Source organism: Roseovarius salinarum (assembly GCF_002834145.1).
In the GTDB taxonomy this organism is placed as follows: Bacteria; Pseudomonadota; Alphaproteobacteria; order Rhodobacterales; family Rhodobacteraceae; genus Roseovarius; species Roseovarius salinarum.
Genome location: NZ_PHNT01000040.1, coordinates 1 through 2,831, shown reverse-complemented (window position 1 = coordinate 2,831; position 2,831 = coordinate 1). Strand labels below are relative to the sequence as shown.

Here is a 2,831-nt window from a genome sequence, read left to right as displayed (position 1 = left end):
CGCACCAGCACCTCCGCCGCAGACGACGTCGTTAACGACGTCAATAACGACGTCGCTTAACCAATCGGACCGATCACTGGCAGGCGGTCGGAACCGGGCGCTTACAGATCGCCCTTGGACGGAACCTCGGGGATCTCCTGCTGCTGCTCCGGTTCGACCTGACGCAGGATCTGCTCGTGGAACTCGGCGAGCACATCGCGTCCGTCGTATGTGGCCACGAACGCCTTGCGCAGAGAGACGTGAGCGCAACCAGAGCCCCTCTCTGGATTGGCTGTTGCGACCTCTGGAGGTTCAGACCCGGAAGTGTGGGCGACCCTGCGGTGTGGGAGACCCTCTGAGGGATTAAGACCCACCATTCCATAGACCTTCATCATCGCATCAGTTCAGGATCGGGTCGCGGTGATGTCGGGATCTATGGATCCATCTGCAGACAATCGAAGGATATTCCCATGACGACGTCATCGATTACGGGTGACGGGCTTACGCCTGTTAGTTCGATATCGCCTCAAGGGGGTAACGATCTGGATAAGACCTCCTGTATCAGGACCATACCCCCCTGGAGTGAGTTCCTCTCCGATACGACTGTAGCTGCTACGACCATAGCGGCGTTCAATAACACTATGACCCGGTACGGGAACCGCCTCTCACAGAGTATGGAAAGTGGTCTTCGCAAACTCGCCGAGCACCTGGAGGCCATGGCCGAGGAGGCCCTCTCCCCTCGGTTCTACCTCTCCAGTCTCGATCCCGGCGTCGGCAAGACCACGTTGCTGATCCACTTCATCCATCGCCTCCTGGGGTCTTCCCGCCACGACGACGTGGCCATCCTGATCTGCCTGTCGCGCCTGGAGGAGGTTCGTCTCTTCCGGGACAAGCTGCATGATCACCGACATACGGTGGCAATCCACACCTCGGATGTCGAGCTCAACCACTCCACTCATGTGACCCCGGCCGAGGCCCGGGTCCTGCTTACCACGCAGCAGATGGTGGAGCAGACCTGTCGGGATCGTCGCTTCGAGGAGGTCGGGATCTTCCGGTACCAGGGTCGTCCCCGCGCTGTCCGTGTCTGGGACGAGAGCCTTCAGCCCGGCTCGCCCGTCCTGCTTTCGACGGATGACCTGGGAGCCTTGCTGGGACCGTGCCGTCGACAGGATGCGCGGCTCGCAGACAAGATCGAAGCCCTGATCGAGCAGCTGAAGAATGCTCCCGAGGGCTGTCTCTTCAAGGTGCCGGAGGTCTTCGGCCCGGGCGGTGGCAGGATGTCGGAGGCGCTTGACCAGGTGGCTCGGGAGGGAAGCGACACGGTCCCCGCCGCCGCCGACCACCTGATGTTCCTGGCTGGCCGGGCGGTCCCGGTGCGAAGGAGCAACCTGGGTCTGACCATGCTGCTCGACTACCGGGAGACCCTGCCCGATGATCTGGCCCCGATGGTCATCCTCGATGCCTCCGGCCGGGTCAGGACCAGCTACGGGCTGTGGCAGCAGGAGAGAGGGGACCTCGTCCGCCTTAAACCCGTGCGCAAGGACTACGGCAATCTTCGGATCAGGGTCTGGGAGCGCGGTGGCGGCAAGGCATCGTTCCGACGGCATGGCGAGACGCTTCTTCAGGGAATCGCCAGGACCATGCAGAAGGAGGCGCCCGAGGAGGATTGGCTGGTCGTCCATCACAAGAACGGGCTGTCGGGCCGCTTCAAGGAGGAGTTGCTCGCCCGTCTCCCCCCGGAGATGCATGACCGGGTCGGGGTCCTGCACTGGGGCGATCACCATGGGACGAATCGCTTCGCGCACGTCCGCAACGTCATCCTCGCCGGGACGATGTTCCTGCCCGAGCCCGTCTACGAAGCCCAGGCCCGCCTTGCCTGCGGGATGGACCCGGAGGAGACCGTGACACCGGACAGGCTGGAAGAGATCAGGCAGGGCGAGCATGCCCATGCGATCCTCCAGGCGCTCTGCCGGGGATCCGTGCGCGGTCTCCAGGGCGATGCCTGCGCCCCGTGTACGGCCTACATCGTCGCGAGTCGGGCTTCGGGCATTCCGCAGATGCTTCCCGGGATCTTCCCGGGATGCCATGTCGAGACCTGGTCTCCCATACGGCGGGAGCTGAAGGGCCGGGTCGCCGAGGCGGTGGCGCATGTGGACCGGGTCTTCCGGGACGATCCCGAGGGGGTCCTGCTTTACAGCGATCTCCGCGAAGCCCTGGGACTCCACGACGCCTCCAACTTCCGTCGCACCGTCCGTCATGCCGCTGCGTTCCAAGCGGCGCTGGAGGACATGGGGCTTGAAGAAACCCTGGTCGGATCCGGCAATGGCCGTGCTGGTATCCGGAAAGCCACGTCGGTCTTCACCTCCGACGACGACGACGACGAGTTCGACCCGGAGCTCGACCTGGCGACCCTCACCGGATGACCCCGGAGCCTCAGGGGTCGCGTATCCGAGCGCCTGATCATATGCGGGCGCTCGGCGATGTCCCCCCATGGGGCATGTCCCCCCTCACCATGCAGCGGCCGGTTCACCTGGCCAGGGACGGGGTGACCCCGGGCAAGATCCGGTCGCTGTACCTCGGGGGGCACTACGGGCCAACAGTGGGACAGCCGGCAAGGGGCTCGGCGGTCATTGGGCATTACCGGCAGCCCAGCCGCCCGCCTTGCGGAAGATACCAACCGAAGCAGGGCCACACGCTGCGAACCGTAGACCATACCGTAGACCACATGGTGCCTGTTGACCGGGACTCGACCTGCCAATATCCTTATTTTGCTGGGAGCAACGGTGGCCACACCACCTTCGTCGGGAATGCAAAACTCCGGCCGCGGGTACCATACCCCAAGTTAAGCCACT

At 64.0% G+C, this 2,831-nt stretch carries 1 protein-coding gene; it reads left to right on the top strand.

All coding sequences use genetic code 11. From position 1 onward, the window contains the following. The first annotated feature begins 653 nt into the window (after nucleotides 1-653). Complete coding sequence (locus CEF10_RS16615) at nucleotides 654-2,402, top strand: hypothetical protein (protein WP_101069278.1); 1,749 nt, start codon at nucleotides 654-656, stop codon at nucleotides 2,400-2,402. Nucleotides 2,403-2,831 lie beyond the last annotated feature (429 nt).